This is a genomic window from Brevibacillus migulae, from assembly GCF_004521915.1.
Classification (GTDB): domain Bacteria; phylum Bacillota; class Bacilli; order Brevibacillales; family Brevibacillaceae; genus Brevibacillus_F; species Brevibacillus_F migulae.
On the sequence record NZ_SDKD01000012.1, the window covers coordinates 1 to 26,218 of the forward strand.

A 26,218-nucleotide genomic window follows, 5' to 3' on the forward strand; every position below is an offset into this window, starting at 1 on the left:
TTAATTAAACAAACGTGTCTAACTTTTTGGGGTCACTTCAGAAAGGGCAGCTTTTTTTGCTGTATCAGAAAGAATATACTTCACGACGAATCAATCTGATACACCATGAAAAACGAACGTTAAAGAAGGACTCGATACCTTCTTCGAGCGGGCTTGTAATGAAGTTTTTCTTATTTGAGTACAAGTTCAACGGTGATGCGGAGAAGCGGGGGTAAAAAAAGGGAAAGGTAGGCTTCATCGGCGAGGGTCTCCCCCAGTCGTCGCTGCGTGTTGTCCGGATAGTCCAGCTCATCAATGTCCGGTTGCGCACTCGGCAAAGGGGCTGTTCTTCCACAGTCGTAAACGGTCAGCAGTTTAGAATTTTTCCAAGAGCTCGCATACACCAAGTACGCAGTGCCTTCCACGAAATTGTATTGGCAGCTGCCATATGGGCTGAATACATGGATCTCTGTGGAAGAAGGACCTTTCCAACTCTTGCTGGCGGCGAATGTAATGTCAAAGCCGCTTTTCTGCTTCTTCACGCTGGTAACAGTTCCGACAAAGACGGCAGCGGCTCTGTCCATGGCTTCTTTCGCCGTGTCGGGGATGTCACAAGAGCAAGCATGAGCTGTTGACGGGATAAACGACATAGGAACGAGAACAACCATGATCAAAAGCAAGCCGATTTTTAGGATGGAATGCATGCTATCACCTCGTTAAGAAGACGAGGATAACAACGAAAACGTTTCCTTTTTATGTAAATTCCCTCTTATTGCGACAAGTCCTTCTCTTCCGGCAATTTGTCCCACACCACGATGATCAGCGTGGCGAGTGGGCCAAGCAACAACGATAAGAAAAACCAATTCAGGCCGCTGCGGTTTTTTCCTTGAGCGAGCCCCGCATTGATCAGTGCAAGCGTTCCCCAGCCTACAAAATATTGATTATCCATTTTGTTTTTCCTCCATGAGACTTAATGAACATATTCCGCCTGATAAGAATTGGCCCCAGCATGGACGGACAGCAGGGTGTTCGCGTATCCAACCAGTCTGTTGACCAGTTCTTCTGAGATTTGGTATACCAACGGGCTCACTTCAGGCATGCATAGGGCGGGATCGTCGTAGATGATCGTCGTATTGATGAAAACGTCCCGATTGCCGTAAAGATCATAGTGAATGATGACTTTTCCGGCTGCTCCGCCGGTCTGCGGATCTTTATAGCCTGGCAAAAATACATACCATTCCTCTGCGGTCGCCGAACGGAAATTTTTCGTAAAGGTCAGGCCGCTGATTTCTTCTTCGGCTTTCTTTTTCAACTCGGGGGTAAGAAGCTGGCGGATCTTGTCCATGTTCGATCACCTGGTTGGGGGAGATGGTATTTCCAATTTTAATATGGTTCATTGGGAAAAAGCGTACTCATTCATCCACCAATCTGCTGATCTCAAGTCCATACCACTGGATGTGGCCACAGCGGGCGCAGGTCAACGTATGCGCTTGGCGATTGGCAAAATCGAGGTTGAAAAACGTCAAACCGGCCGTATTTAATAGCTTGTATTGATGATGGAACTTATTGTGCTTGCAATGCGGGCAAAATATTTCCAGGCCGGCCGCTTCGTAGCTTTGCGGTTCGCGGATTTTCTCTATGTTCTTTCCGAGCAGCTTGAAAAAAAGCTTCACGTTGGACATTCATTCACCCACTATCATTTTTCTTTAAGACGCTATGAAATCATTTTTGGTAACAAATATATAAATATTTAACTAGATAACGAAACAATCCTTCGATATAATAATTCCTTGTGTTCTACGGCCCGATCTTTTTGCAAGAAAAAGATCAATAAAAATCAAACCAGAAAAGAGGTAATCATGAACATTACACAATGGAAAACGGAATGGGTGTCCAACATCCGCGGAGATATTTTGTCTGGGATGACGGTTGCATTGGCGCTGATTCCAGAGGCAATCGCCTTTTCGATCATCGCAGGTGTCGATCCGATGGTGGGGTTGTACGCCTCCTTCTGCATTGCCTGTGTGATCGCCATCGTCGGGGGAAGACCGGGGATGATCTCGGCGGCTACCGGCGCGATGGCGCTGGTCATGGTGACTTTGGTGAAAGACCATGGCATCGAGTATTTGTTTGCGGCGACCGTGTTGACGGGGGTGCTGCAAATCATCATGGGTGCGCTGCGGATAGGGAAATTCATCACCTTCATTCCGCATTCAGTGATGATTGGTTTTGTGAACGCGCTGGCCATCCTGATCTTCATGGCGCAGCTGCCGCACTTTGTGGGAGAATCATGGGTCATGTACGCCATGGTAGCGGGAACTTTGCTGATCATCTACACATTGCCCCGCTTTGTAAAAGCAGTTCCGGCGCCGTTGATTGCCATCATCGTTATGACGGCATTGGCGATCTTTACAGGGCTGGACATCCGTACAGTAGGAGACATGGGAACAATCACGCAGACGCTGCCTAGCTTCCATCTGCCGGCCGTACCGTTTTCGCTGGAGACATTGTCGATCATTTTCCCGTATTCCTTCGCCCTCGCACTGGTGGGAATTCTGGAATCGCTCTTGACCGCCACGATCGTGGACGAGATGACCCAGACGAAAAGCAATAAGAATACAGAGGTAAAAGGACAAGGCATCGCCAATATCGTCACAGGATTTTTTGGCGGCATGGCCGGCTGTGCGATGATCGGACAGTCCGTGATCAATGTGAAGTCGGGAGGGAGAGGACGACTCTCCGCGTTTGTGGCCGGCAGCTTCTTGCTGTTTTTGATCATGGTCTTGGGCGATGTGGTGACACGCATCCCGATGGCCGCTCTCGTAGGTGTGATGGTGATGGTATCGATCAGCACCTTTGACTGGCAATCGCTGCGGGATCTGCGCAAGGTGCCGTTGAGCGATTCCATCGTGATGATCACGACGGTAGCGATCGTGGTGGCCACGCACGATCTGTCCAAAGGTGTCATCGCCGGTGTGATCATGAGCGCGTTGAATTTCGGCTGGAAAATCGCACGCTTGAAAACGACCGTCACGCATAACCTGGAGGGAGCGATCGTTTATACGGTTTCCGGCCAACTCTTTTTTGGCACCATGAGTCATTTTGTCGAGCAGTTCGATTTTGCGAATGACCCTGAGCAGGTCGTCATCGATTTCAGACATTCGCATGTATGGGATCATTCCGCAGTGACGGCAATCGCGAAGGTGCTGCAGCATTATGAACAATTGGGCAAGCAAGTGACGATCAAAGGGCTGAACGAAGAAAGCCAATCCTTGATAAACCGGATAGGGCTAAGCGTCTCGGGTCACTAGGCGAATCGAAACGACGATAAGGAAAAGGTCTTGATGAGCGGGGATGGCTGCGCTGATCAGGACCTTTTTTTGAGCGGATGTTGAGTAACCCATGCAGCGAGGCACGCAAACAGCGCGACCGCTGGATTGCGGCTGTTTTCCAAAGCAGACTGGTTCCAGTGGAAACGACTTTCTGATATGTTTTGATAAAGGGACTGCCTGACTCATCGACAGAGGGAAAGGGAATGTATGACGTATACCATGGTTCATCTAGGGGAGATAACAATCAATGCGGATTCACGCCGCAAGCCATTGAACGAAAGGCAAAGGGCAGCGATCAGCAAGGAAAAGCGTTATCCGTATATCGGTGCGAACAATATCATCGACTACGTGGATGAGTATCTGTTTGATGAAAAAATTCTTTGTGTGGCGGAAGACGGGGGATATTGGGGCGCCGGGGAGCATTGTGCGTTTCTGTATGAGGGCAAATGCTGGGTGAATAACCATGCTCACGTACTGTTGGAGACGAGCCATGCCAAGCTGGAATATGTGAGGTTTTATCTCAATCATGCCGATTTATCCAGCCATATTACCGGTACCACCAGAGGAAAATTGACCAAGGCGGATCTAGAGCGAATCATCCTTCCGCTGCCATCGATACCCGAGCAGGAAAAGCTGGTCGCCATTTTCCAAGAAGCGGATGATCTGATCAACAAGCGGAAAGAAGCGCTGCTTTTGCAAGATCAGCTGCTGCAATCGTATTTTCATGAGCGCTTCGGGGATCTTGTCCAAAACCCCAAAAGCTTTGAAATCTTCCCGCTGCAGGAGCTATGCGACGTGAGGGATGGCACCCACGAATCACCTCGGTACGTGCAGGCTGGCTATCCGCTTATTACGTCACGGAATCTGGCGGGAGGAGACATCGATTTTCGCGGGGCAAAATGCATCAGCGAGAAAGATTTCCACGAGATCAACAAACGCTCGAAGGTGGATCGGGGAGATATATTGCTGCCGATGATCGGGACGATTGGCAATCCGGTGCTTGTACAGACTGATGCTGCGTTTGCCATCAAAAATGTGGCGCTGCTGAAGTTTCCGGATCAGGGGCGGATCACCAATCGCTATATGAAGGGTGTTCTCGATTCACATTATTTCACCAATTGGGTGGAAAAGGTCCATCGCGGGGGGACGCAGCGCTTCATCTCATTGGGCGATCTGCGGGCGATGCCGATTCCGCTGCCTCCCCTCCGTGAACAGATGGCTTTTGGGCAGCTGGCCGAGCATATCGAACGGCAGAAACGGATGATGCAAGCGCAGCTGACCGCCTTGGAGGAACAGGCGCAGAGTATCCGTCACTGCGCTTTTCAAGGGAAGCTAACCGGATAAATAGGCAAAGGCTTGGGGAATCCAAGCCTCTATTTATTTGTGTTTATCTTTTTGGTAATTGTATTAATTTTCATAAAAATCTGTCAAATATAATCAAATCTTTGCAAAACCCATTACGCGCTGGTTCGAAACGAAGTATAGTAATAACCAGAAAAGAAAAGGGGGAATATGGAAATGAGGAAAGGCTTGTTTGTTGCAGTCAGTTCGCTTGTTGTTTTCGGAACGGCATTGTCAGGATGCGCGAGTCAGCAGGCTAATCAGCCGCCAGGGAATCAGACCTCCGAACAGACCGCACCCCAGGCATCAGGAGAGCCCCAAGTGCTTCGGCTGAATTTACACTCTGAGCCACCCACTGCCGATCCGGGGCTAGCCGAGGATACCACTTCCGGAGCGGTCGTGCGGGCCACTTTTGATGGATTGACGCGAACCGGGGAGGATGGAAAGCCGCACGAATCGGCAGCCGAAAAGGTGGAGATATCCCCAGATCTGCTAACCTATACATTCACGATCCGGGAAGCCAAATGGAGCAACGGCGATCCGGTCACTGCCCAAGATTTTGAATATGCATGGAAACGGGCGCTCGACCCGAAAACGGCCTCCAACTATGCATATCAGCTGTATTTCATTAAAAATGGTGAGAAGTTCAACAAAGGCGAAGCGACGATGGATGATGTCGGCGTGAAGGCCCTGAACGATAAGACCCTCCAGGTAGTCCTAGAAAATCCAACTCCGTTCTTCCTCGAACTCACTTCTTTCTATACCTATTATCCCGTGCACAAAAAAACCGTAGAAGCCAATCCGCAGTGGGCAGCCGAAGCCAAGACCCATATCGGCAATGGGCCGTTCAAAATGACAGAATGGGTCCATAAGAGCAAGATGGTCCTCGAAAAAAATGAAAACTACTGGGATCAGGAGAAAGTGAAGCTTGACCGGATTGAATTCTCCATGGTGGAGGATGAAAATACTGAGTTAGCCATGTTTGAAAATGGGGAAATCGACTGGGCGGGCGCACCGCTGAGCGCATTGCCGACCGACGCGATCCCGGCCTTGAAGGATTCCGGCAGAATGGTCACGATTCCGATCGCTGGAACCTATTTATATAAATTCAATACGGAAAAACCGCCGTTTACTAATGAGAAGATTCGCAAAGCATTCGTCTATGCGATTAACCGGCAGGCCATCATCGATAATGTGACCCAAGCCAACCAAGAACCGGCGCTTGGATTCATCCCGACGTCCACTTCGGTAGGCAATGCCGCTTTCTACAAAGATAACGACATCGAGACGGCCAAGAAGCTGCTGGCTGAGGGTATGAAAGAGCTGGGCATCAGCAAGCTGCCGCCAATCGGCATCTCCTTCAATACGTCAGAGGCGCATAAGAAAATTGCGGAAGCTGTACAGGATCAATGGAAAAAGGCATTCGGAGCAGAGATCAAGCTGGAAAACAAGGAATGGAAGGTATATATCGAGGACCTGCATTCCGGGAACTTCCAGGTTGGCCGGATGGGCTGGCTGGCCGATTATAATGATCCGCTCACGTTCCTCGACCTGTTCAAGGATAAAGAGGGCGGTAACAACGATACACGCTGGGAAAACCCGCAGTACAAGGACTTTCTTAACAAGTCTGCGGTCGAGCAGGATCCCGAAAAACGAAAACAGCTGCTCGCTCAAGCCGAACAAATTTTAATGGCAGACATGCCGATCGCGCCCATCTACTACTACACGCAATCCTGGGTCAAAAAGGACAATGTGAAAGGCGTCTTTGTGGATGGTCTTGGACACGTCGATTACAAATGGGCCTATCTTGAATAACGATTGGCTCGATCGGATGGCCACTGGGCAGGAGGATTTTTGCCCAGTGGTTTTTTCTTGCACACATAGGAGCAACCGTCTTGAAACTCTCTGGCTGGCATGACTTGGAGAGTTCTGCCAGTTATAATAATAAAAAGAAGCTAACAAGCATCCATACATAATCGATTCTATTCCTCAATGAAAAGGGGTTGTACAGGCATGGAAATCTTGTTCCACGGTCATTCTTGCATCCAAATTACAGAAGGGGAGCACTCCTTAATCATCGATCCGTTTCTCAATGGGAACCCGGTCGCTGTCACTAAACCGGAGGATGTGCGTGTTCAGCACATCCTGTTAACGCATGGACATGGCGATCATATTGGAGATGCGGTGCAAATTGCGAAGCAAAACGACGCAACCATCATTTCGATCGTAGAGTTGGCAAGCTATCTGGGCTGGCAAGGCGCCAAGACAGTCGGCATCAACCTCGGAGGCTCTTATGCACTGCCGATAGGCCGGGTGAAAATGACGCATGCGTTCCACAGCTCGGCAGTCACGACAGATGAGGATCAAAACATTGTCTATCTTGGCATGCCCGGCGGCTTCTTGCTCGAAATCGGCGGCAAAACGATTTATCATGCCGGAGATACCGGACTGTTCGGCGACATGAAAATGCTTGGCGAGCTGAACCAGATCGACCTGGCATTCCTGCCGATCGGCGATCACTACACCATGGGACCAAAAGATGCAGTGATCGCGGCACAGTGGTTGAATGCGAAGCATGTCGTGCCGATCCATTTCAATACATTCCCGCCGATCAAACAGGATGGAGAGCAGTTTGTAGCGGCATTGGCCGAAAAGAACATCAAAGGAACCGTTGTAAAGCCAGGGGAAAGCATCACCCTGTAAGCCATGATAGATAGGGATGGGGAGTATGCATATTGATCGATTGGACCATCTCGTGCTGACAGTAGCAAACATCGAAGAGACTTGTGCCTTTTATACGCGAGTTCTCGGGATGGAAGTGGTCCGATTTGGAGAAAATCGGGTGGCTTTGCAATTTGGGGAACAAAAAATCAATTTGCATCAGAGCGGCCATGAGTTTGAGCCAAAAGCGGGTCGCGTGATGCCAGGCTCGGCTGATTTATGCTTTCTGACAAGCGTGCCGATCGATGAGGTCGTAAAGCATCTGGAGGAGAGTGGTGTGCAGATTCTGGAAGGGCCTGTTCCGCGGACTGGGGCGACTGGGAAAATCCTTTCTGTCTATCTGCGCGATCCAGATGAAAATTTGATTGAAATCTCCAATCCTCTGGAAGGACGTTAACTTCCGGGAGTGGTTCAGCAATGTGTCGGGAGGCAAAAAGGAATGGCGGAAGCGAACGAGGACAGAAAGCAAACGGATATCATGAATAAGCTGAAGCTGCATCGTCCAGGCATTCTCGGAGAGCAGCAATTCAAGAAAAATGCCGTTCTTGTGCCGCTGGTAACTACAGAGGAAGGAAAAACGGCTGTCCTGTTCACAAAAAGGGCAGCCAGTTTGCGTCGACAAGCGGGAGAAATCTGTTTTCCAGGCGGGCATTGGGAAGAGGATGATCGGACCGAATGGAATACAGCCTTGCGTGAAACGGTTGAGGAGCTGCGCGTTTCCCCAGAATCCATCGAGCATGTGGGGGATCTGGATATCTTCGTCACGCCTGCGGGGCTGATCATTTATCCGTTTGTAGGGAAAGTGACTGTCGCAGAGCCGATTCGTCCCAATCCCGATGAGGTGGACAGCTTTTTTACGGTTGATCTGGAGACGCTTTTGGCCATCCAGCCGCGCATCCATCATACGCGGCTCAAGGTGGAGCCCTCGGAGGACTTTCCGTACCATCTCGTGCCCAATGGTGAACAGTATCAATGGCGGACAGGTACGTTCCCTCAATATTTTTACGAGGTAGACGGACATGTCATCTGGGGATTGACGGCGAGAATCCTGTCCCACTTCTTGGACGTGATTCGCAGCTAGGGCCGGGTAGCAGAAGTCTGCTCATTTGAATGAATAATGAGGAAGGAAATCGGAGAAAACAGAGGGGGAATCCCCTCTGAATTTTTTCTCTTGCATACGTTAGGGGGGTATAGTATTATAAAGATGTAAACCATATGGAAAGGTGAGATCAACCATGCAACAAATCTCTCTGCAAGTGGAAGGAATGTCCTGCAATCACTGCGTAAACAGCATCGAGGGTGCTTTGAAGCGTGAATTGGCTGTAGATGCGAAAGTCGATCTGGCCGAGAAAAAGGTGAACGTTTCTTTTGATGAAACAAAAACCTCTCTGGAGAAAATCAAAGAAGTGATTGAAGAGCAAGGATACGATGTTGTCTCCGCGTAAGGATCATTGAGAAAGTGCCTCTGCTGGCTTGCATGAGGCGCTTTTCTTTTGCCTGCGGAAAGGATACAATCTGCGAAGACACCGGTTTATGCAAGGAGAGATTTCATGCCGAAATGGTGGTTACTGATTCTGTATGCAGCGGTCTCCATCGCTGCAGTTATCTACAAAGAGCCGCTTCTGCACTGGCTTGAGCAAGGGGAAACCAGAGATATCCCGTTGATGATTGGCGCAGCAAGCCTGTTTGCCCTTTTTCCTGTCCTGCCTTATGGCGTATTGGGCGGTGTAATGGGGGCCAAATATGGGGCCTTGACCGGCGGAATCATTAATGTGACAGGCTCAACCGTTGCTGCGGTGATCATGTTTTTTCTCGTTCGCTATGTGTTTGCGGAACGGGGACGAGCTTATGTGGCTCGGGTGAAACGATTGGAGCAGTTCACCGTCCTGATGGAGCGCCACCCTTTTTTCGCGATTCTTTTCGCACGCCTGATCCCGATCCTTCCGGCGGCAGCGGTGAATATCTATGCCGGGATCAGCCGGATTCGTCCGGTCATTTATATCGTCGCGACGATCGTAGGGAAATTTCCTGTCATGGTAGCTATGGCGATAGCTGGCGAGCAGTTGTTCAGCGAGCAGGGGAATGTGCTTGGGCTTGCAGTAGGGTACACGGTTTTTCTTGCGGCCGTCTACTTGCTTTATCGATGGTGGAGAAGAAGATAAAACGAAGATATAGGTCTTATGTACCAATTCCGATATGATGCCAAGGAAATTGTTACCGCTTTCCCAGCTTTTACAGGTAAAATAGATAAGAAATTACATTTATTCACCTACTACATACATCTCGAATATACGGAGGGTTGGTGGAGCGATGAAAAGACCTGTTGCTTCCGGGATCGCTGGACTTGATTATTTGCTGCATGGAGGGTTCCCCGCAGGTGCCTCCGTCTTGGTGGAAGGAGCGCCGGGTACGGGAAAGACGACCTTGGGCATGCAGTTTCTGTATCATGGAGCGACTGTTGATAAAGAGGCAGGCATCTATCTCACTTTTGAAGAGCTGCCCGAACAGATTTACGAAGACATGCTGGCGTTTGGCTGGGACCTGCGCCAGTTGGAAAAGGAGAATCTGCTGCGCGTCATCTGTATCTCGCCGGAAATCCTGTTGGAGCAGATGATGCAGCCCGAAGGACTTTTTGAGCAGATCGTGCGGGAAATGAACTGCCGCCGCGTGGTGATCGACAGCATCAGCCTGATGCATGACGGCCTGGACGCAGAAAGCAGAAAGAATGTTTACCGAATCCGAAATATTCTGCGAAAGCTATCGTTAACCTCTCTCCTGTTACGCGAGCAAACCGACCCGGAGCGTACGGAAATCACCTACGAGCATTACGTGGCGGACGGGGTTATCCGGCTTGCTTTACAGAAGCATATGGAAAAGTATCGGAAGCGCACGCTTGAAATCACCAAAATGCGCGGTACTCGGATCTTGGAGGGCGAGCACGTCTATCGGATTACGGATAAGGGGATTCATCTGATTCCTGCGCTGTCCATGGTGGAAGATCGCGGCCTTCGCAAGGATGTATCAGTCGTACCTACCGGGATTGCGCGATTGGACGAGCTTCTCTGCGGCGGAATCGCATCCGGCACCGCTTTTATTTTGGATACCAATAGCAAAGCCAACTATAAGTACATCATGGGCTCCATATTTGCCCAGCGCTTGCTGGCTGGAGAACGCACAATCTCCATGGTGCCCAGCATTTCAACATTGTTTGATTCCAAGCGAATCATGGCGCTCTTTGGTGTAGATCTGCTTGAGGCGGTGGAGCAAGGAAAGGCCTATTTTCTCGACCATTTCGAACGCCCTGCGCCAAAAGGATTTGAGCAGGCGGTCATTCAGCTGAACCATGTTTCGGATGAGGAATATCATCAGTACCTTGATGAAAAGCTGGGACCCATTGTTAACGAGAGCAGGGACAAGGGAGAAAATTGGTTTGCCTATTATGATTTGAATACGATGTTTTCCGAGCGTGGAAAATCGTTTGTCAAACGCTTCTTTGCTGAGGAGGTCAATCGGGCAAGGGCTGTAGGGCTTACCTTGATCATCCTTTGCAACTTTGCGGAAATCGATGATGAGACGTCAGCATTCCTGGAGCGGACCTGTAACGGGGTGATTCGGACGTGGGTAGACGGTGCCTATCAGTATCTGCAGGTGACCAAGTCGCCGCACGGCCGGATGTCAGAGCCGCTATTAATTGAAAATATTGCGGAAAAACCGTTTATTCGGTTGATATAGGAGGGGAGAAACATGAGTGACAGCTATATCGTCCCATTGCAAATGGAATGTACACTCTTCTTTCAAATGAACCCCCATGCTTATGAAACATTGGATGGATTGGCCTTGCGGTTGGGCCGAACGCCGGAGCATCTGGATCAGGTCCTGCAGAAGCTGGTTACCTTGAGCATCTTGAAACGGATGGGTGAAGGCGAACGTGCCATATACAGCTACAATCAACCAGATATGATTCACGTGAGTTAGCCTATGGAGAAAGTGCGAGAGCAAAACAAGTTGCAGGATTTGCAGGATGCCTATGCCGCATGGATGAACCGGACGATATGGATCAGCGATCGAGAGGGGAAGGCGCTCACAAAGCCTTCTGCGCTTACGCCCTTGACTACGCTGCTATTTGTTCACGATTTTTCGTCCTTGTTTGAACGGACGCGCCCCCTGATAACGGCAAGGCATCACGGGAATCAACCCATTGTCTTTGATGCGCAGCCGGGGATCAAAGTCATAGTGGCACCGGTCGTGATCGAGGGAGAGACTCAGGCTTTCATTTGGTCGGGTGTCTATATGGAAGCTCATGCGAGAGAGATGATCACCGAATATATTCGCACACAGGTAGCGGACTCTGCCCACTGGCTGGAGGCATTGGGAGAACAGAGCCCGCATCAGGACGGGGAGACACAGCAGGACCTGCAACGAATGGAGCAGCTGGCAGGAATTGTGGAAACGCTCGTGCAGGAGCATCAGCAAAAAGAAGGCCAGCAACCGTCTATGCAACCATTCATGGAGCTTTCATCCACCATCGTGAAGCAGGAGCGTTCAACGGCGGAGTGGCTGGAGCAGATCGAACTGGCAGGGCGAGAGCTGCAGTTTGCGGGATTTGCCTCAAAAGAGGATGACGGCAGCTTTGTGATACGTTCGGTCAGGGGAGAGAATGCCGATCGCCTACTGGATGCATGCTTTACGATCGGTGAAGGCTTCCTCGGCTTACCTGCTTTGACTGGTGAGAACGGGTATTGGGAGCAGATTGGACGTGATCCGCGTGTGCTCTTTTTTACGCAGAGAGGCGTTCACCCTCATGCTTTGTTTTGTTTACCGATCCTGCGGGAGAACACCATCATCGGACTGTTGTTTGGCGGGGCTGTGACAAGTCGGTCGATCCGTAGAGATACGATGGAGAAGGTGACGCTTCTCGCTTCTCTTTTCGGTCTCCAGTTGTCTTACTATTCCATGCAGAAGAGTATGGAAAGCCAGCTTTTGTACCTTGATACATTATTGCTGATTACCCGTACCATGACTTCTTTGCGTGATGTGAACCGGATCCTGTACATACTTGTCGACATGAGCCTTCACCTGGTCAAAGGCACGTCCAGCTGTGTCGTGGTCAAGACGGACGAAGCGCAAATACAGGTGATTTCACGGGGGATGGACAAAGCGCATGCGGACTCCTATGGAAAAGAAATCGCTGAGCATTATTTTTTGACTGAGAAGCACGGTAGCTCGAATGACACGGTGTCCTATCGAAAGCATGGGGACAAGACGTACGCGGAGTATCCGCTTATAAGCAATGGGCATGTGCAAGCCGTACTCAGTGTGACATATCCCCATTTGAATGAAGCGACAGCAGAGCACGACAGCTTTCTCATGAGCCTGGCCTCTGTGGGGGGAGCAGCGCTGCAATTAGCCAGGGAAACAGCGGAGCATACGGTCAGCAGCAGATATGCGGAGCATTTGCACAGGAGCTTGCGGCAATGGGACCCGGATTCCTATGCGAGTGCGAGCGAGGTCAAGGAGCTGCTTGAAGCTTTTGGGAAGGGACAGGACAAGCCGGCTGCGGAAATGCGCCCGCTGGTCCAAGCGTGCTTAATCGCAGCGTTTGATCTGGATATTTTGCGGGAGACCATCCCGGAGCAGACCAAGGTGCTCTCGATTCTTTCCGAGTACCGTGCTTTGCAGGAACGCAATCGGCTGCGAGATTCACTAGGAAACGTTTCCTATTCCTATGAGGCACAGCTGCTTTCTTTTTTCTATGATTACGTGAAGAATGGCAAGAAGCTGACCAGCCTCCATGAACCAATCAAGGGATATGATCCTGTTTTGTGCCAGCAAGCGTATGCCTTTTTGCAGAGCAGAGAGGTCATGGATCGCACGGTTACCTTGGGCAGCTCTGCTGACACCGCTGAAGCAGAAGGGGATCTGACCGCGCCGCTGCGTCAACGGATCGTGGATATGCCGCTTCTTTCCGGGAGGGAGAAAGAGGTGCTGGTTCTCGTCGTGCAAGGTGCGACCAACCGTGAGATTGCAGAGAACCTTTACATCAGCGAACATACCGTGAAGAACCATTTGACCAACATCTTCCATAAAATGCAAGTCACCGATCGTACACAAGCGATCGCATACGTCTATCAAAAAGCGTTGGATGCGAAAGAGTCATAGTCTGGAAAATACAGCTCCCTTCGAAAAGGGGGCTTTTTTTGTTCTACCTACCTTCCTATTCGCAATCTAGCAAAAACAGGAAACCATGGGGATATCCTTCCGCTGCAGAATTAGACAAAATATGGATAACGAGGGCGGCGGATGGCAAGCGCCTGTGAATGCGAAAAACGGGGTGGATGGTATGGTAGAAGAGTTTGTGGGGAAGAACAGCGTTTGGGAAACGACGAAGGTGGACCCAGCGGTTCGGCGTAAGCTGCAGTTGATCAAGGATCTGCAAGGTGCCCAAAAGCGTGGAGAAATGCACATTGCCTACCAGCCCAAGATCAATCCGTATAAACAGCAAATCGTAGGGATGGAAGCTTTGGTAAGGTGGGAGCATCCCGTGTACGGAAGGATTTCCCCCGACGAATTCATCCCGTTTGCAGAGCGCACCGGAACGATTATCCCACTCGGTTCCTGGGTCATCCGCATGGCCTGTCTGCAGCTGAAAAAATGGCATTCCGCCGGTCATTCGCAATTGCATATGGCTATCAATCTATCAGCCTATCAGCTGCAAGTGGAGGGCTTTGTAGAGAATGTGTCACAAATTCTCCAAGAATTGGAGTTAAGTGCAAATTTTTTGCAGTTTGAGGTTACAGAAAGCGCCGATATTTACTACAATCAGATAGGAATCAAAAGACTCCACGAATTGAAAAGATTGGGTATTCAAATTTACATGGACGATTTTGGCATTGGATATTCCGCCTTGAGCTGCTTGCAGCGAATGCCGGTTGACGGAATCAAAATCGATCGCGCCTTGACGAAGCAGCTGGGGAAGGATTCGGTCTATCAGATGATGAAAGCCATGATCCAGCTTGCTCAAGGATTACGCCTGAAGGTGGTCGTCGAAGGGGTAGATTCAGATGAAAAGATGTCTATCCTGAAAAAGTGGCATGTGCATGAAGTCCAAGGCTTTTTATTCAGCCAGCCGTTTCCGCCTGATGAGCTTACCCAACTGCTTGATCAAATCGGAGGGGATGAGGGATGAGATTGGCTGATCAAGTAAAGGCGCTGCTGGAACAGATCGAACGAAAAAAACAAGAACTGCTCGAACTGGCCAATCGGCGTTTTAGCCCACTGGATGCAGGATGTGTCTTGGAAAAGAGTCAGGAGCTTGATTTATTGATCGTGGAATATCAAAAGATGATCATGAAAAAATAAGAGTTCCCACACGCGGCAATAGTTGCTGGCGTGTGTTTTTTGTTTCTGTGCCCCATTTGCCAGTTTTCTTCACACTTTGTTCATTTACGCAAACGAAGATAGCCCGGTTGGGTCATACAATCCAGGACAGGCAACTTCGTATACTGATAAAGCGAACATACTGACAAGTTCACACGAATGGAGGAAACGATAAATGAAAAAAATGGCTTCACTTCTAACCGCTGCATCGCTTTCGCTGGCACTGTCCGTACCGGCATTCGCCCATGATGGCTGGTCCCAGACCAATGCGCCGATCATCGCATCTGGCGAGGTCTCCTATGTCGAGCTGCTCCTGGGGAACCATTCCAACCATCATGCCAGCTATCGGATTGAAGGAAAATGGAGCACCGATACATCCAAAGTGTTCGTCACGACCCCAGCAGGAAAGAAATCGGATATTACCGCTACTCTCTTTTATACGGGGGAAATGAAGGAAACGGAAGAGCCCGGTAAAAACAATTCATACATATCCACGTTTTCCGCATCCCAACCAGGTGCGTACATCATCTCGGTAGAGGGAGACAGCATTTTCAAAAGCGGGGAAGTGGCCAGCCGCACCCTGCGGAATGCAAAATCCTTTGTGGCGGTAAGCGACATTCCCACGTTGGAGAGGGTGAAAGGGCTGAAAGGCTTCAGCAAACCGGTAAGCCCGGATCGGGCAGAGCTGGTGCCTCAATTCAACCCGGCAGCCATCACTCCTGACCAAAACGTGTCGGTGCAGCTGCTGCTGAAAGGAAAGCCATTGGCGGATACCGAGGTCAGCATCATTCGCCGCAGCACTTCGGACGCTCAAGTGCTTAAGACGGATAAAGACGGCCTCATCAGCTTCAAAACCGGTCCAGCGGATTACTATTTGCTCCGGGCAAAGCCGACTACCGCAGAAAAAGAAGCCGGCAAATACGATACGACCAACTATGAGGCAACCATGACCTTTACCGTGCAAAACGGCAAATCCGCATTGTCGCCATCGGCTGCTGCAGGTAAACCGGCGCTCTATGTGAATGGAAAAGCAGTAGATGTGCAAGGCCTGGATATGCAGCAAGGAAAGTTCGTTCTCCCTGCAGAGCAAGTGAAAAACGCAGTGGATCCATCGTTCAACGGAACAGGAACCGTCGAACTGGACAAAGCGATCGAATCGCTCGGCGGGTCCGTCGAAGTGCTCGCACCGGTAGGCGCCATTCCGGCAGCGATCCATATTCACACTGACAAATAGAAAGCAAAGCGTGGAGAGTGAAGTCGCCGATGCGTGTCGGCGGCTTCACTATGTAAAAAGGGGGGGAGAAGGAATGAGACAACGAGGGATTGCACACTTCCTATGGCTATTCAGCATGCTGGCTCTTCTGCTATGCCCAACGATCGCTGACGCACATGCCTACATCGATCAATCGACCCCTATCCAGGAGTCAGAGATCGAGGAATCGCCCACGCAAATTCGTGTCCAGTTTTCGGAAAGCATCAATACGAATCTAAGCACGCTGACACTGCTGGATGCAGCCGGCAACACCATTCCGGGAACAAAGGAAGGAATGGGCGACAATGGGCTTGTCCTGCACATCAAGCCGTTGGAAGACGGTGTTTATAAAGTGGTGTGGCAGGTATTGTCGGTAGATACGCATGTCACGGAGGGATCCTACCGTTTTGCGGTGGGAGTGCCGCTGCCCAAGGCCCGACCGGCGGAAACCCAATCGCTGGATGAACCGGAGTCGGAGCCTGCCGCTGCATCAACGTCAGCACCAGAGGCCCAAACGCACAAGCAGGAAAAACCGATTGCCAACACTCCAGCTGCACCGGCTCAAGCCGTGGTCAAACAGCCGGTTGTGACCGTTGATCAGGAGAAAAAAGCTGAGGAAGCGGCTGTCACACCTGGACAGAATGCCAAGCAAGAGCAGCCCCGTGCGAGTGAAGCAATCTCCACCATAGCACAGGGTGGTCCATCACAAGGGGGCAAAGCGGAGCAGGGAACCAAGGCGAGCGAGGGATTAAAAACGCCGGAGGTACAGAAGGGATTGGATGCGAAAAGCGAGGCTCTCCCGGCAGAGGAAGGAAGCGTTGCTGATGTCATTCTGGAGACAAAGGGGCAGAAGGATCCAACGGCCGCCAATTCCTCCGAACCTGCCCCTCTATTACATGCACATGAACACGACTCCCCAAGCCCCTCCCATGCGGTCCATACGCGAATCCGCATCGTGGAAATTCTCATTGCGACAATGCTTGGAGCTATGGTATTCCTCCGCTGCTGGAAGCCGTTTGGAGAAATGATGGGAGGTTCCATACAGCGAGACGCTGGAGCGGAACGGTTCCTTTTGGCCGCAAGCCTTGTCGTGTTCGTGGTGGCAGGAGCGAGTCATGTATATGGCCTGGCCGCGCAATTGCAAGGAACCACAGGCAAGGTGGGCGACCTGGCATTGACCATTCTCTCCACTACGCTGATCGGATTCGTAAGCTGGTTCAGGCCCGTGCTCGTATTGCTGCTCATGCTGCTGGCCCGCTGGACATCCTGGCGGGAAACGGTTGTACAGATGGGAAGGGCAGGCCTCATCGTTCTCCTGATGCTGACTTTTCCGTTGACTGGACACGCGATGGGCTCGACGGGTTCGATCTGGATTCCGATCCTGCTGCATACGATCCACTTTTTGGCAGGTGCGGTATGGACCGGAGGATTGGCCGGATTGACCATCGCCTCCTTCACACTGAACAAAGAGGCTAAGGGAGTGGTACTCTTACACAAAGCAACCGCCCACTTTTCGCGGATTGCCCTCTTTACAATCGGTGTGGTCATCGCTACGGGATTGGTGTTAAGTGCCGATCGGCTCGATGATATGGATCAATTGATCACCAGCAGCTACGGCAGCACTTTGCTAGTCAAGCTCTCTATTTTTGTGGTTGCGCTAATCCTGGCAGGCTATCATCGCTTTTATTTGCTGCCGCGCATCCATCTTGTGATGCAAGCGGGAGAAAACGGAGGGGAGCAAATAAACGTATCCTCACTTTTCCACAGCTTGCGTGCCGAATTCGTGATCGCTTGTGCGGTTCTCATAGCGGCAGGTTTTCTATCGACCACCGCTCCGCCTCAATAAAAATAGAGAAAAGGCAGTTTCCTGTAGTCCGGGAAATTGCTTTTTTTAGTTCCAAAAGCCGCGTGAGGAAGGAAAGACCGGGACGGGCGGAGTCTTTGCCACACCAACAGAGGTGGAGCTTGCAAAAACGGTACATGCTTGTTGCTCAACCTCTACGTATGAGTACGCTTCCTTGAAACTTTTGCGCGACGTACCGTTTTAGCAAGCGGAACCGGAAAGTAACCGCTTCCTTGCAGGTGTGGGAAGAACGCAGCCAGCCCGGTCTTCCCTTCCCCCGCCACAATGTTCGCACAAATCCAATAAAACTTTTCTTCCATGTTGAAGAACTAGGCAGATCAAGGTTATGATTGGTAAATAGAGTATAAATTGCTTACAAAGACATAGGACAAAAGGGGGAAGTAAGCAATGAAGTTTTTACGCAATTATAAAATTTCGAAAAAGATTATGGTGCTTCAGGTCCTTGTCGTCATTTTCATGCTGGCAGTCGGGATGACCGGATTCCTGAACATGACCAAGATGAAGGCGAATTCGGATGTGATGTACCAAGACAGCCTGCTGTCGATCAAGACGCTCAATGATATTCGGTCCTATCGGGGGGAAATCGAATCGTATGTGCTGGAGATGATCCTCTCAAATGCGAAGGAGCAAAAGCAGGGAACCAAACGTAAGATCAATGACTTGCTGAAAAAAACGGACGAGCTGATCAAGCAGTATGAAGCTTCCCAACTCGATCCCGTGGAAAAAAAGAAATTCGCTGATTACAAGAAGGTGCTGAATGACTATCGCAATGAGCTCTTGGTCGTCATGCAGGAAGCGGAGCTCGATCATCAGAAAGAGGCGTATGAAGAATACGTAAACTATCTGTACAATTACCGGACGCAGGTAACGACTCTTCTCAATACGCTAGTCGAGCACAATGTCACCATGTCAAAGGAGCTGAACGAGGAAAGCTCCAAGCTCTCGCAGATGGCTTATCTCATCATGATTGCCATTACCGTGCTGGCGATTGTTCTGGCTGTGCTCGTAGGCTTGTTCATCACCAGGATGATTACGAAACCGCTCAGGGATATGCAGCAGTTGATGACGCAGGCGGGAAGCGGAGATTTGACGGTGCGGGGAACATATGAGTCGAAGGATGAAATTGGCTCGTTGACCACTGATTTTAATCGAATGATGGACGGTTTGCGCGAGGTTGTCACCAAGGTGAATGAGAGTGCCAATTATTTGTCGGCTAGGGCGGTAGAGCTTTCTGCCAGTGCAGAACATACCGTGCTGGTGGCCCAACAAATTTCGGAATCGATTCAAGAGGTTGCTGCCGGAGCCGAGACGCAGGCGGTCGGTGCGACGGAAAGCGTGAAGGCCATGGGAGAAATGGCGATCGGCATCGGACGGATCGCAGAGTCCTCTTCAACTGTATCCGAAGCCTCGCTGGAAACAGCGAAAGAGGCGGAGCTGGGGAACGAGGCGATCCAAAACGTAGTGCGGCAGATGGATTCCATCCGCGCCTCGGTCACAAGCTCTTCCCAAGCGGTGCAGGAGCTGGGAATACGCTCGCAGGAGATCGGCCAAATTGTAAGCGTAATCGTCGACATTGCCGCCCAAACCAATCTGCTCGCCTTAAATGCAGCGATCGAAGCGGCACGTGCGGGCGAACATGGCCGCGGCTTCGCGGTGGTGGCTGATGAAGTGCGCAAGCTTGCGGAGCAGTCCAAGCGATCTGCTGACCAGATTACGTTATTGATTACGGAAATTCAGTCAGATACAAGCCGGGTTGTCACGGCCATCGAAAAAGGAAACACCGAGGTGGATTCCGGGATTCAGGTCGTACAAGAAGCAGGCGAGGCGTTCCAGAAAATTTTGCGCTCGGTCCAGCATGTAGCGGAACAAATCCAGGAAGTATCCGCCGCGTCCGAAGAAATGTCTGCAGGCACAGAAGAAGTGACCGCATCCGTCGAGGAAATGTCCCGCATAGCGCGTGATACCTCGCTGCATACGCAAAGCGTCGTAGGGGCATCCCAAGAACAGCTGGGCATTATCAATGAAATCTCTAACGCGGTTCAATCGCTCAGCGAGATGGCCAAAGAACTGCATGATGCGGTGAAACAGTTCAAATTGGAAAAATAATCCCTCCACTGCTCGGGTCCATTGCGCCGGGCAGTTTTTTTATGCGAGCTTTCTACTTCAATTGCTTGATGGACAGATTCACCCGATAGTTTCCGAAGTGAAGGATATCATCGAGCAGCGTGTTTAACTTCTCCTGATCAGAGACAGATACTTTCAGTAGATAACAACCCTCGCCGCTGATGCGATGAGCCTCGATAATCTCCGCTTGCTTCTGGATAAAAGCTTGGAAGGGAGCATGATCGGATGTCTTCATAAAAATGGTAACAAGCGCGTGGATCGATGGCTCCAGCTTGCCCGGATTCAGGCGGACTGTATAGCCTTCGATGATCCCCAGCTCCTCCATTTTGCGGATGCGTCCGCCGACGGCTTGGCCGGTGAGATGCACCCGTTCGCCGATTTCGCGCCATTGAGCTCGGGCGTTTTCTTGCAAACATTTGAGAATCGCCATATCAATTGGATCCAGCACAGCTGTTCGTTCCTTTCATCGTGAAAAGAGGGAAAGCTCACTCTTTTCGCGGGGATAGGGTGGATCTATATATAATCGTCATAGGTAAACATACCATGTTACGCGGAGGGATTCACGATGAAAATGCAATTGGTGCGACATGCAACCTTGTTCATTGAGTATGGAGGGAAACGGTTTTTGGTCGATCCGATGTTCAGCCCCGCAGGCTCCTTGCCTGCTACGATCAATACACCGAATCAAAAAGAGAACCCGCTGGTAGAATTGCCGGTCGATTCGGAGCAGCTGCTTGCTGTGGATGCCGTGATCATTACCCATCTGCATCGGGACCATTTGGATGAGGAAGCGCTGGCTCAGTTGTCCAAAGAGATTCCCGTGATTGCGCAGCCAGTCGATCAAGAAAAGCTGAAAGAGCACGGATTTCAAGCCGTACATCCGGTAGAAGAACAGATGCAATGGGAGGGCATTACGATCGCGCGTACGGACGGTCGTCATGGAACCGGAGAGATCGGCAAGGCGATGGGGATTGTCGCCGGGTTTGTTCTGCGCAGCGAGCTGGAGCCGACCCTCTATATTGCCGGTGACACGATCTGGTGTGAAGAAGTGGAAATCGCGCTAGCAACGTATCAGCCGGATGTAACGGTGGTCAACGCAGGAGCTGCTCGTTTTCTGCAAGGGGACCCCATAACGATGACGAGCGAGGATGTGATGCAGGTGTGCCAGCATGCGCCTTTTACGAGAGTCGTGGCTGTCCACATGGAAGCGTGGAATCACTGCTTGCTGACGCGGGCGGAATTGAAGCAAGCCGCTGAAGCGGAAGGGCTGGCTGGGCAGGTGCACATTCCGCAGGATGGCGAATGGATGTCATTTGACAAATAAACACGCACGTAATAAAATGTTTTTACGTGAATAATATGTTTTGTGTGAGGGGGTGATGCTTTGCTGCAGGAGATGATGGAATCGTATGTTGTCGAGCAGCCGGAACAGGCGATGGTGCTGTTAAATCCGCTGCGTGCAGAGCTGCTTGGCAAATTGGTCGAGCCGGCCTCTGCGGCAGAGGTTGCCCGCACCATGGGTGAAACGGCGCAGCGGATCAACTACCATTTGAAGGCGTTGGAAAAGGTCGGGCTGGTTCGCCGCGTGGGGACGAGACAGGTGCGCAATCTGGTAGAGGTCTTGTATCAAGCGATTGCGAAAACCTTTATCTTGGCCGAATCACTCGGCTGGAAGGATGAGATGGTCCAAAAATTAAAGGATCAAGGCTCATTGTCCCACCTGGTAACGACCTCCGAGCGGATGAAGCGGGATGCGCTGCTTCTTTTGGAACGTTCAGATGGGGAAGAGGAAATTCCCAGCGCTACGCTGCAGACCAGTGTTGCGCTGGCTAACCAGGAAGAGCGGCAGGCATTCGTAGCGGAGTATGTGCACATGTTGCAGCAGCTCGTGAAAAAGTACAATGCGTCCAGTGATGGTGAGCAGCTTTTCCAAGTGATCATGGCTGTCTATCCACAGATTGAACCGGGAGGCGATCAGAAATGAATCCAGTGCTTGTATGGCAGGTGCGTAAAAAGGAAGACGTCCCAACCAAGGCAAACATGGTCAATCTTGTCGAGCAGACAAAAGAGGGACGCGTCATCCCGTTCCCTACAGCCACAGACAAAAGCGGGATCGTCCAGGAGTCGACGGTAACCCAATGGACGGTGGAGCAAGAGCAAAGCCCAAGTGCTGAGCCTGTCAGAATCACGATGGTGTCGTCCGGCTTTGGTGAAGCGCCAGCGAAAACAACGGCTCCGCAAGCCAGCATGCGCCTGGCTGCGTAGGCAAGCGAAAGGAGATGTTCAGATGAATTTGGTGCCTGTAGTAGTGGAACAGACGAGTTATGGGGAAAGGTCGTATGATATTTACTCCCGCCTGCTGAAGGACCGCATTATTTTTCTGGGCAGTGCGATCGATGATCAGGTCGCCAATGCCATCGTTGCACAGATGCTGTTCCTCGCAGCGGAAGATCCCGAGAAAGATATTCATCTGTACATCAATTCTCCAGGCGGTTCGGTGACCGCAGGCATGGCGATTTTTGACACCATGCAGTTTATCAAACCGGATGTCTCCACGATCTGTGTCGGGATGGCGGCATCGAAGGCATCAGTCTTACTCGCGGCGGGCGCGCCGGGCAAACGCTATGCCTTGCCCAATGCGGAGGTCATGATTCACCAGCCTTGGGGCGGCACTCAAGGTCAGGCAAGCGATATGATCATTGCGGCAGAGCGCATACTCAAGATGCGAGAGATGCTGGTACGGATCATCTCGGAGCGCAGCGGGCAGCCTTTTGACAAGGTCATGAAGGACATGGACCGCGACTACTACATGTCTGCAGAGGAAGCTTTGCAGTATGGGATCATCGACAAGGTCATCGAAAGGCTGTAAAACAAAAACAACGAGCCGAAACAGGCTGGCAGCTCTCGAAAAGAAGAGCTATTGCCAGCCTGTTTTTCGTTCCGGCTGAAACCAGATGTTTTTGAAAGGAACCCAGCCAAACGAGCTGAGCGTGACTCCTTTCAGGGATGGATCATAGTACGTAGTCTGCTTGTGGCGGCAGAGCGGTATGATGGCCCCGTGGTCAATGATCTGCTGAGCCAACCCTAAGAGTCGGGAGAACTGCTGCCCGGAATCGGGCTCGCGTAAAATCTGCACGATCTCCGCTGTCAGTAACGAGCTCAATGTCTCCCCGATCTGCGTATGAAAATAGCTGTTTTCGGTCTGCAAGGTTTCCAATAAGGAAAACAAAATATCGTCATCAAAGACCACGTCGGAACACATCAGATCGGCTTCGCGCCCCTTATCGGTAAACAAAATGTCCTCGATAGGGTGCAGGGATACTTCGATCGATATACCGACCGCCCGAGCCATTTCGGCGATCAGAAGGGATTCCTTTTCACGATGGGGATGGGTATAAAATTGCAAGGTCTCCCCTCGGTACCCGGCTTCCTGAAGCAGTCTTTTGGCCAGCGCGGGATCATAGGCGGAGGCAAGCTCCCTTGGCTCTTGCTCTGCCAAGAGACAGCTGGCCAAGACAAACGTTTTGTTGGAGAGTTCCTTGATTAGTCGCTCGTAGTCCACAGCATGCTTTAACGCTAGACGAAAGGAAGGATGCTGCTGAGGCCCCTGTTTGGACAGGTTGAGCGACAGATACTTGCAGCCCGCCTGCAGCTGCTCGATTCCCTTCCATCCCGGCAGGATCGTGTGGGAGGAATGGGAGGACAGATAGCGCATCTGGAACATATCAGTCTGGGCCGTACCATCTTCTGTCTTTGCCAGCGGTATGAACCAAATCTCCAAGCGATCAAGGTGGGCGCGCTCTTGAAAATAGGAAGGAAACGCCTCGAGAATCAGCTTAACATCATCATACTGGGTGACCTGAAAAGGCCCTGTCCCGACAGGCAATTGAAAAAAGGCCTTCCCTTTCTCGGCGACAAGCGCTTCCGGTAGGATGGAGACATGTGGAGCGGCCATGTAATGAAGAAACAGATGGTTTGGCTCTGCCAACCGGAACACCAGCGTATGGGAATCAGGGGTGAGGATGTCACGGACCTGTGTAAACATCCAGCGGTACGGAGAGCGTAGCTGGGCATCCATCAAGCGGCGAATGGTAAAAGCGACATCCTGCGAAGTGCACTCTTGGCCGTTGTGAAACAAGATATCCTTGCGCAAATAAAATGTCCACTCGGTGCGTGTGGAATCGGCTTCCCAATAATGAGAGAGATGCGGTTTGATCTGCTTATTGACCGGATCAAAGCTGACCAGCGTATCGAACACCTGCCGGACGATATGTGCTTCCTTGGAAAACAAAGCAAAGGCCGGGTCGATCGTACCGAAGGGGTTGCTTAGTGGAAACCGCAGCGTATCCACTTTCTTCTTTTCGCGTGCTTCTGTATAAAAACCGAATTGGCTGTTCAGCCACTCGACAAACTGCGTTTTATGGCGTGAGCTGATGTGGGCATCATTAATCAGGTCCAACGCCTCGCGAATTTCTCCTTTGCGCACCTGCTCTTGAGCTAGCTCAAGCAGGAGGCTCTCCGCTTCTGCATGAAAAGTGAGTTGAGAAAGATTTCCGCGGCCCCGCCCCGCTGTCCAGGCGATCCAGTGAGCCTCAATCATCCGTTTTAGCAGAAAATTCGCATTTCTGGTGGTGCAGCAGAGGATATCAGCGAGCTGTTGCAGGGATACAGCGACTCCTGTCCCTTCCTTGATGGCGGGAAAGTGGTTCCGCAGGCGTACATAATGGTTGACCAGGTGCATTCAGGTGCCCCCTCGAAAAAGATGAAAAACTCTGCTTTCACATTACACTTTTTCTTCATCTTTATCCAGATAGAATATAGCTATCGACAATATAGAACTGGCAGCTGAAACGTAACGAATAGAGAGAGCGGGTGGGTGGAGAATGGAATATCTAAGGCAATGGAAAACGCGGCTTACAGGCATGTACGACCGCTATGATACGGCCATCTGGGTGCGAGCTTGGGGGACAGCGCTCACGTCGTTGACCGGTTTTATGCTTCGGCCTTTTCTGGTTCTGTACTTGTATGAAAAAATGGGCGGATCCATCCTGATTCCGATGATTGTCGTGGGATTGCAGCCTTTGACAGGCATCCTGCTCAGCCTGTGGGGAGGTGGCCTTTCCGATCGCTATGGGCGAAAACCGGTGATGCTTGCGGCGCAGTTGATCCAGACCTGTTCCATGTTTGGCTTTATGTTTGCAGAGGAGGTCTGGCATTTTGCTTTTATCACGGTATTGAATGGATTGGGTCAGGCGCTGTTTTCCCCAGCGGCCAACGCACAGGTTACCGATGTGGTGCCACAGGAGCAGCGCGCTGAAGTGTTTGCCCTGCTGCATACGGCTCTCAACGTCGGAGCTGCAGCTGGTCCTCTGCTCGGTCTGGTGCTCTTCACGCAAAATCCAGTACTGGTCTTTGGGATCTCGGCTGCCGCTATGCTCATCTATGCGGTGATCCTCTGGTGGAAGGTGCCGGAAACTCTGCCATCTTCCCCGGAAGCGAAGAAACAGCAGGAAAAAGCTCCGCGGCTGGTCATACGGGAGCATGCCCCGTTGTTTTGGATGACGCTTCTGGCGGTACCCATCAGCATGCTGTATGCGCAGGTGGAAACGGTATTTCCGCTTCACCTGAAGGAGCGATTCGATCACTACCAGACGATTTTCGCTTGGCTCATGACCATCAATGGAACTACGGTGATCTTCCTGCAAATGTGGATCGCGAGGCGGTCGGAGCATATCGCCTCGTCAAAAGTCATCTTGTTTGCCTATGTGACCTTGATGGTGGTCGCGCTTGGCTATGGATTCGCCCCGAGCTTTGCGCTATTGGTTGCCGTAGAGATGCTGTTTACCGTAGGAGAAATGCTCGTCGGACCGCATATGCAAAAAGCGGTGTCGCTGATTGCCCCGCCGGAAATGAGAGGAAGATACTTCTCGGTGTATGGCCTGAACTGGCAAATCTCAAGAGGCATCGGTCCTGTACTGGGCGGCTTGGCCTTTGCGCAGTGGGGCGGGGAAGGGACGTTTGCCATCGTAGCGATCATGATGATTCTCGCTGGCTTGCTGCAATACCGGATGATACAGCGGGTTGAGCGAAAATGGGAGCAAGGGAACATGAACATGTCGCCCATTGCCCGATAATCAGGAGAGAAGCGCACCGTTCATCGTGGATGGTGTGCTTTTTTTCGATGGTTTGTTCCTTTTATTGTAAAAAATTCTCAAGTAACCAAAAGAA

General features: G+C 51.1%; 27 protein-coding genes. 21 read left to right on the forward strand and 6 right to left on the reverse strand.

Annotated elements, in window-relative coordinates; all coding sequences use genetic code 11:
• Positions 1-170 precede the first annotated feature (170 nt).
• From EIZ37_RS14695 to EIZ37_RS14710, 4 genes are all read right to left on the reverse strand, one after another.
• A complete protein-coding gene (locus EIZ37_RS14695) occupies positions 171-683 on the reverse strand; it encodes a hypothetical protein (protein WP_134685417.1) in 513 nt (170 codons plus the stop codon).
• Between the two features lie 65 nt (positions 684-748).
• Positions 749-928, reverse strand: coding sequence for a hypothetical protein (locus EIZ37_RS14700; protein WP_134685419.1), 180 nt, complete (start codon positions 926-928; stop codon positions 749-751).
• Between the two features lie 21 nt (positions 929-949).
• Entirely contained in the window at positions 950-1,324 is a 375-nt protein-coding gene (locus tag EIZ37_RS14705; protein WP_134685421.1) for a hypothetical protein, read from the reverse strand.
• 67 nt (positions 1,325-1,391) lie between these two features.
• Positions 1,392-1,661, reverse strand: coding sequence for a hypothetical protein (locus EIZ37_RS14710; protein ID WP_205683837.1), 270 nt, complete (start codon positions 1,659-1,661; stop codon positions 1,392-1,394).
• 177 nt (positions 1,662-1,838) lie between these two features.
• On the opposite strand from EIZ37_RS14710, the gene EIZ37_RS14715 reads away from it, so the two are divergent.
• The 16 genes from EIZ37_RS14715 to EIZ37_RS14790 all read left to right on the forward strand — a co-directional run bounded on the left by EIZ37_RS14715 (position 1,839) and on the right by EIZ37_RS14790 (position 19,972).
• A complete protein-coding gene (locus EIZ37_RS14715; protein ID WP_134685423.1) occupies positions 1,839-3,290 on the forward strand; it encodes a SulP family inorganic anion transporter in 1,452 nt (483 codons plus the stop codon).
• Between the two features lie 228 nt (positions 3,291-3,518).
• On the forward strand, positions 3,519-4,655 hold the full coding sequence (locus EIZ37_RS14720) for a restriction endonuclease subunit S (protein ID WP_134685425.1): 1,137 nt from the start codon (positions 3,519-3,521) through the stop codon (positions 4,653-4,655).
• A gap of 174 nt (positions 4,656-4,829) precedes the next feature.
• Positions 4,830-6,467: a peptide ABC transporter substrate-binding protein gene (locus EIZ37_RS14725; protein ID WP_134685426.1), complete on the forward strand. Its 1,638-nt coding sequence runs from the start codon at positions 4,830-4,832 to the stop codon at positions 6,465-6,467.
• A gap of 198 nt (positions 6,468-6,665) precedes the next feature.
• Positions 6,666-7,355: a metal-dependent hydrolase gene (locus tag EIZ37_RS14730; RefSeq protein ID WP_134685428.1), complete on the forward strand. Its 690-nt coding sequence runs from the start codon at positions 6,666-6,668 to the stop codon at positions 7,353-7,355.
• 25 nt (positions 7,356-7,380) lie between these two features.
• On the forward strand, positions 7,381-7,770 hold the full coding sequence (locus EIZ37_RS14735) for a VOC family protein (RefSeq protein ID WP_134685430.1): 390 nt from the start codon (positions 7,381-7,383) through the stop codon (positions 7,768-7,770).
• 42 nt (positions 7,771-7,812) lie between these two features.
• Entirely contained in the window at positions 7,813-8,454 is a 642-nt protein-coding gene (locus EIZ37_RS14740) for an NUDIX hydrolase (protein ID WP_134685432.1), read from the forward strand.
• 154 nt (positions 8,455-8,608) lie between these two features.
• Positions 8,609-8,818, forward strand: a complete 210-nt coding sequence (locus EIZ37_RS14745) for a copper ion binding protein (RefSeq protein WP_134685434.1) — start codon at positions 8,609-8,611, stop codon at positions 8,816-8,818.
• Between the two features lie 105 nt (positions 8,819-8,923).
• Entirely contained in the window at positions 8,924-9,535 is a 612-nt protein-coding gene (locus EIZ37_RS14750) for a TVP38/TMEM64 family protein (protein ID WP_134685436.1), read from the forward strand.
• A 148-nt stretch (positions 9,536-9,683) separates the two neighbouring features.
• Complete coding sequence (locus EIZ37_RS14755; protein WP_134685438.1) at positions 9,684-11,105, forward strand: ATPase domain-containing protein; 1,422 nt, start codon at positions 9,684-9,686, stop codon at positions 11,103-11,105.
• A gap of 12 nt (positions 11,106-11,117) precedes the next feature.
• Positions 11,118-11,348 carry a hypothetical protein gene (locus tag EIZ37_RS14760; RefSeq protein ID WP_134685440.1) on the forward strand — a complete coding sequence of 77 codons (231 nt, stop codon included), beginning with the start codon at positions 11,118-11,120 and terminating at the stop codon, positions 11,346-11,348.
• 3 nt (positions 11,349-11,351) lie between these two features.
• A complete protein-coding gene (locus EIZ37_RS14765; RefSeq protein ID WP_134685442.1) occupies positions 11,352-13,532 on the forward strand; it encodes a LuxR C-terminal-related transcriptional regulator in 2,181 nt (726 codons plus the stop codon).
• Between the two features lie 121 nt (positions 13,533-13,653).
• Positions 13,654-14,559: a putative bifunctional diguanylate cyclase/phosphodiesterase gene (locus EIZ37_RS14770; RefSeq protein WP_167568887.1), complete on the forward strand. Its 906-nt coding sequence runs from the start codon at positions 13,654-13,656 to the stop codon at positions 14,557-14,559.
• A complete protein-coding gene (locus EIZ37_RS14775) occupies positions 14,556-14,732 on the forward strand; it encodes an aspartyl-phosphate phosphatase Spo0E family protein (RefSeq protein ID WP_134685446.1) in 177 nt (58 codons plus the stop codon). Before EIZ37_RS14770 ends, EIZ37_RS14775 begins: the two co-directional genes overlap by 4 nt.
• A gap of 193 nt (positions 14,733-14,925) precedes the next feature.
• Positions 14,926-15,984 carry a DUF4198 domain-containing protein gene (locus EIZ37_RS14780; protein ID WP_134685448.1) on the forward strand — a complete coding sequence of 353 codons (1,059 nt, stop codon included), beginning with the start codon at positions 14,926-14,928 and terminating at the stop codon, positions 15,982-15,984.
• A gap of 73 nt (positions 15,985-16,057) precedes the next feature.
• Positions 16,058-17,848, forward strand: a complete 1,791-nt coding sequence (locus EIZ37_RS14785; RefSeq protein WP_134685450.1) for a copper resistance CopC/CopD family protein — start codon at positions 16,058-16,060, stop codon at positions 17,846-17,848.
• Positions 17,849-18,253: 405 nt separating this feature from the next.
• Positions 18,254-19,972, forward strand: a complete 1,719-nt coding sequence (locus EIZ37_RS14790; protein WP_134685452.1) for a methyl-accepting chemotaxis protein — start codon at positions 18,254-18,256, stop codon at positions 19,970-19,972.
• Between the two features lie 52 nt (positions 19,973-20,024).
• Here EIZ37_RS14790 and EIZ37_RS14795 read toward each other — a convergent pair whose 3' ends face one another.
• A complete protein-coding gene (locus EIZ37_RS14795) occupies positions 20,025-20,438 on the reverse strand; it encodes an Lrp/AsnC family transcriptional regulator (protein WP_134685454.1) in 414 nt (137 codons plus the stop codon).
• Between the two features lie 117 nt (positions 20,439-20,555).
• Here EIZ37_RS14795 and EIZ37_RS14800 point away from each other — a divergent pair, with 117 nt between their 5' ends.
• Genes EIZ37_RS14800 through clpP form a run of 4 tightly spaced genes read left to right on the forward strand, consistent with a single transcriptional unit; the run spans position 20,556 to position 22,859 of the window.
• Complete coding sequence (locus EIZ37_RS14800) at positions 20,556-21,314, forward strand: MBL fold metallo-hydrolase (protein WP_134685455.1); 759 nt, start codon at positions 20,556-20,558, stop codon at positions 21,312-21,314.
• Positions 21,315-21,374: 60 nt separating this feature from the next.
• Positions 21,375-21,974 carry a winged helix-turn-helix domain-containing protein gene (locus EIZ37_RS14805; RefSeq protein WP_134685457.1) on the forward strand — a complete coding sequence of 200 codons (600 nt, stop codon included), beginning with the start codon at positions 21,375-21,377 and terminating at the stop codon, positions 21,972-21,974.
• A complete protein-coding gene (locus tag EIZ37_RS14810; protein WP_134685459.1) occupies positions 21,971-22,255 on the forward strand; it encodes a hypothetical protein in 285 nt (94 codons plus the stop codon). The genes EIZ37_RS14805 and EIZ37_RS14810 overlap by 4 nt, the downstream gene beginning before the upstream one ends.
• A gap of 22 nt (positions 22,256-22,277) precedes the next feature.
• Positions 22,278-22,859 (forward strand): ATP-dependent Clp endopeptidase proteolytic subunit ClpP, encoded by a 582-nt coding sequence (gene clpP / locus EIZ37_RS14815; RefSeq protein ID WP_134685461.1) that lies wholly within the window; start codon positions 22,278-22,280, stop codon positions 22,857-22,859.
• Positions 22,860-22,907: 48 nt separating this feature from the next.
• Here clpP and EIZ37_RS14820 read toward each other — a convergent pair whose 3' ends face one another.
• Positions 22,908-24,731, reverse strand: coding sequence for an ABC transporter substrate-binding protein (locus EIZ37_RS14820; RefSeq protein WP_134685463.1), 1,824 nt, complete (start codon positions 24,729-24,731; stop codon positions 22,908-22,910).
• A 142-nt stretch (positions 24,732-24,873) separates the two neighbouring features.
• Between EIZ37_RS14820 and EIZ37_RS14825 the strand changes: the two genes are divergently transcribed.
• Positions 24,874-26,124 carry an MDR family MFS transporter gene (locus tag EIZ37_RS14825; RefSeq protein ID WP_235828038.1) on the forward strand — a complete coding sequence of 417 codons (1,251 nt, stop codon included), beginning with the start codon at positions 24,874-24,876 and terminating at the stop codon, positions 26,122-26,124.
• Positions 26,125-26,218: the final 94 nt, after the last annotated feature.

What these genes read in the sequence shown, in the direction of transcription:
- EIZ37_RS14825 (WP_235828038.1), top strand. Translation starts at nt 24,874, where the DNA reads ATGGAATATCTAAGGCAATGGAAAACGCGGCTTACAGGCATGTACGAC.
- EIZ37_RS14810 (WP_134685459.1), top strand. Translation starts at nt 21,971, where the DNA reads ATGAATCCAGTGCTTGTATGGCAGGTGCGTAAAAAGGAAGACGTCCCA.
- EIZ37_RS14780 (WP_134685448.1), top strand. Translation starts at nt 14,926, where the DNA reads ATGAAAAAAATGGCTTCACTTCTAACCGCTGCATCGCTTTCGCTGGCA.
- EIZ37_RS14745 (WP_134685434.1), top strand. Translation starts at nt 8,609, where the DNA reads ATGCAACAAATCTCTCTGCAAGTGGAAGGAATGTCCTGCAATCACTGC.
- EIZ37_RS14710 (WP_205683837.1), bottom strand. Translation starts at nt 1,661, where the DNA reads ATGTCCAACGTGAAGCTTTTTTTCAAGCTGCTCGGAAAGAACATAGAG.
- EIZ37_RS14700 (WP_134685419.1), bottom strand. Translation starts at nt 928, where the DNA reads ATGGATAATCAATATTTTGTAGGCTGGGGAACGCTTGCACTGATCAAT.
- EIZ37_RS14725 (WP_134685426.1), top strand. Translation starts at nt 4,830, where the DNA reads ATGAGGAAAGGCTTGTTTGTTGCAGTCAGTTCGCTTGTTGTTTTCGGA.
- EIZ37_RS14760 (WP_134685440.1), top strand. Translation starts at nt 11,118, where the DNA reads ATGAGTGACAGCTATATCGTCCCATTGCAAATGGAATGTACACTCTTC.
- EIZ37_RS14800 (WP_134685455.1), top strand. Translation starts at nt 20,556, where the DNA reads ATGAAAATGCAATTGGTGCGACATGCAACCTTGTTCATTGAGTATGGA.
- EIZ37_RS14740 (WP_134685432.1), top strand. Translation starts at nt 7,813, where the DNA reads ATGGCGGAAGCGAACGAGGACAGAAAGCAAACGGATATCATGAATAAG.
- EIZ37_RS14695 (WP_134685417.1), bottom strand. Translation starts at nt 683, where the DNA reads ATGCATTCCATCCTAAAAATCGGCTTGCTTTTGATCATGGTTGTTCTC.
- EIZ37_RS14775 (WP_134685446.1), top strand. Translation starts at nt 14,556, where the DNA reads ATGAGATTGGCTGATCAAGTAAAGGCGCTGCTGGAACAGATCGAACGA.
- EIZ37_RS14785 (WP_134685450.1), top strand. Translation starts at nt 16,058, where the DNA reads ATGAGACAACGAGGGATTGCACACTTCCTATGGCTATTCAGCATGCTG.
- EIZ37_RS14705 (WP_134685421.1), bottom strand. Translation starts at nt 1,324, where the DNA reads ATGGACAAGATCCGCCAGCTTCTTACCCCCGAGTTGAAAAAGAAAGCC.
- EIZ37_RS14720 (WP_134685425.1), top strand. Translation starts at nt 3,519, where the DNA reads ATGACGTATACCATGGTTCATCTAGGGGAGATAACAATCAATGCGGAT.
- EIZ37_RS14730 (WP_134685428.1), top strand. Translation starts at nt 6,666, where the DNA reads ATGGAAATCTTGTTCCACGGTCATTCTTGCATCCAAATTACAGAAGGG.
- EIZ37_RS14790 (WP_134685452.1), top strand. Translation starts at nt 18,254, where the DNA reads ATGAAGTTTTTACGCAATTATAAAATTTCGAAAAAGATTATGGTGCTT.
- EIZ37_RS14735 (WP_134685430.1), top strand. Translation starts at nt 7,381, where the DNA reads ATGCATATTGATCGATTGGACCATCTCGTGCTGACAGTAGCAAACATC.
- EIZ37_RS14765 (WP_134685442.1), top strand. Translation starts at nt 11,352, where the DNA reads ATGGAGAAAGTGCGAGAGCAAAACAAGTTGCAGGATTTGCAGGATGCC.
- EIZ37_RS14820 (WP_134685463.1), bottom strand. Translation starts at nt 24,731, where the DNA reads ATGCACCTGGTCAACCATTATGTACGCCTGCGGAACCACTTTCCCGCC.
- EIZ37_RS14715 (WP_134685423.1), top strand. Translation starts at nt 1,839, where the DNA reads ATGAACATTACACAATGGAAAACGGAATGGGTGTCCAACATCCGCGGA.
- EIZ37_RS14755 (WP_134685438.1), top strand. Translation starts at nt 9,684, where the DNA reads ATGAAAAGACCTGTTGCTTCCGGGATCGCTGGACTTGATTATTTGCTG.
- clpP (WP_134685461.1), top strand. Translation starts at nt 22,278, where the DNA reads ATGAATTTGGTGCCTGTAGTAGTGGAACAGACGAGTTATGGGGAAAGG.
- EIZ37_RS14750 (WP_134685436.1), top strand. Translation starts at nt 8,924, where the DNA reads ATGCCGAAATGGTGGTTACTGATTCTGTATGCAGCGGTCTCCATCGCT.
- EIZ37_RS14770 (WP_167568887.1), top strand. Translation starts at nt 13,654, where the DNA reads ATGGATAACGAGGGCGGCGGATGGCAAGCGCCTGTGAATGCGAAAAAC.